The sequence below is a fragment of the Mesorhizobium sp. M7A.F.Ca.MR.176.00.0.0 genome (assembly GCF_004023165.1).
Classification (GTDB): Bacteria; Pseudomonadota; Alphaproteobacteria; order Rhizobiales; family Rhizobiaceae; genus Mesorhizobium.
This window is the reverse complement of sequence record NZ_RZTC01000258.1, coordinates 1-1,970: the sequence shown is the minus strand read 5'-3', so window position 1 is coordinate 1,970 and position 1,970 is coordinate 1. Positions and strand designations below refer to the sequence as shown.

1 protein-coding gene and 1 pseudogene are annotated in these 1,970 nt (G+C 59.8%); one reads left to right on the top strand and one right to left on the bottom strand.

From position 1 onward, the window contains the following. Positions 1-404: 404 nt before the first annotated feature. Positions 405-674: a hypothetical protein gene (locus EOB59_RS35515; protein ID WP_024504272.1), complete on the bottom strand. Its 270-nt coding sequence runs from the start codon at positions 672-674 to the stop codon at positions 405-407. A gap of 993 nt (positions 675-1,667) precedes the next feature. Here EOB59_RS35515 and EOB59_RS34525 point away from each other — a divergent pair. Continuing rightward, positions 1,668-1,814, top strand: a pseudogene (locus EOB59_RS34525) (multicopper oxidase domain-containing protein); the annotation flags it as partial. Positions 1,815-1,970: the final 156 nt, after the last annotated feature.

Genomic DNA, 1,970 nt, shown 5'->3' with positions numbered 1-1,970 from the left:
GGTCCCCCACCGCCCCACCATCTCGCCCGCCCTGCACCTCGGATAGCGATCATTCACCGTTTGTTCATTATGATAGCGCACGATCATAACTGGACATGCTGGTAGCTCGTACATGCCTGAAGGCCCTGCGCGCCGACCCAGCGCCGGGGCCTTTTTACTTCCGCAAAATCGATTCCAGCAACGCGGGCACTTCGCAGGATGTCGGAATCCCGCGCTTGCGATGATACGCCGTACAGCGAATTGCGCGAGTCAAACGAATTTGGGTTTCTCAAATATAGAATCGTCGATACCGATCCTGATGGATCGAGCCTCGACGACGAAGTCAACCATCTTCAAACGGAATTATTCAACATTGCCGAGAGCTCCCGGTGTGCCGTCGAAGCCGACATTGGGGAGGTCAGCGGTCACCAACGATCATGGTGATCGCCAGCATCTTTCGTATTCACATAACCGTCGGCCTTGTACTTTCCCGAGGCCATGACATGAGTGGGTCTTCCAAGCACCGATTTGGCCCGGTAGGATTTGCAGGGGGCGCGGACAAGCGGATGAACAAACGGAATGATGCCGGAAAACTGCGCGCGCCTGCTGGGATTTAGCCGACCGTCGATAGGAACATAGCCCTGGTCGACGGCTTTCTGAAGGGCAAGAGTTTCGCCGACCTGGCTCAGGAACATGGCTTGTCGACAACGAGGGTGCGCCAAATCATCGAGAAGGCCGATCGGCTCGTGGGCGGCGCATTCAGACCAAGACTGAAACGTCCAACGCCTCGCCTCGGTCCGATTTCATGGTCGACTATCCCTATGTGTGCAAATGGCCGAGAAGCACCGGCTGGGTAGCGTCACGCCGCATCATTCTTTGCGGAGCTGGAGCGCGCGGGATCGCTGGAGCGGCTGGTGAAAGCGGTTGCCGGGGCGCACAACACGTGAGCTGGCGCCTCGTGTGGCAAAAGGAGAGGGCGAGAGCCCATGGCCTGCAATGAAGCGATCAAGCATTGCGATCGTGGAACCAAGCTAGTCGACCATCCGGACCGCGGCCTTCAATGCCAGCTCGCCTTGGAATCGGCCTTCCAGGAATTGGCTGAGCGCGCAGCGGAATCCGGCTGGACCGAGGAGATAGCCACGCGCTCCTCGAACTCGCCGGCGCGCGCCTCAGGAGCGACTCCGCCAATGACAGACTGAGAGGACGATTAATCGTGCCAGGGCAACGAGAGAGCGGCAGGTTCAAGAAGCTTCGCCTGAACCGATAGGAACGTCGCTGCGCCAATAAAATTGGCGGTGAAGGCTGACCGCGGCCGAGTCGGGCAAGCGAGCGAAGTGCTGAAATAAGGGCGTGAGAATCCAAGACATCGTTTGTAGAGAGCATCGAGCTTCGCGAGATTGTGGTACAGGATCGACCGCAGGTGTTCTCGCAGCGCTCGCAGAACCCGGGATTCTTCCGCGGCACCCGCCAAGGCGAAGAACGGTCAGAGTTGCACGATAACGTTTAAAAGCGAGCCTTCCTCCGAAAGTCTGCGCGCGCAGTTCCACGGTCCGATGCGCTTTCATAGCTATTCCAATCGCCGCGCCCATCCTCTCCCGGATCAGGTCCAGCGGGTCTGCAGTGCATGCGCCCCCAAAGTGGACGCCATTGGGCCGGGTGAACCGGGCTCGATTGCGCGCCGAAGGCCCGTTCCAGGCCCGGAAATCCGGGTCCGTCAGGGCGAGCGCGTGCGGGTCGAGGTAGAGAACGGCCTTGCCGAGAAAACGACCGTGCACTGGCATCGCGTGCGTGTGCCACATGCCATGGATGGCGTGCCTCACCTCACGCAGAAGCCCGCGAAAAGGCAACGGAAGATCTAGCATTTATGGGGGAAATGTTTTTTCGGAGTGCTTGACCCGCAGGAAGGGCAGGGCATGACTGCCTATCGCCCGACCCGGCCGGCCGCACTCATGACCGGCTGGGCTCGGTTAATCCTGCATGCCGCGCCCATG

Coding starts and splice junctions, on each gene's coding strand:
- EOB59_RS35515 (WP_024504272.1), bottom strand. CDS start 674: ATGTTCCTGAGCCAGGTCGGCGAAACTCTTGCCCTTCAGAAAGCCGTC.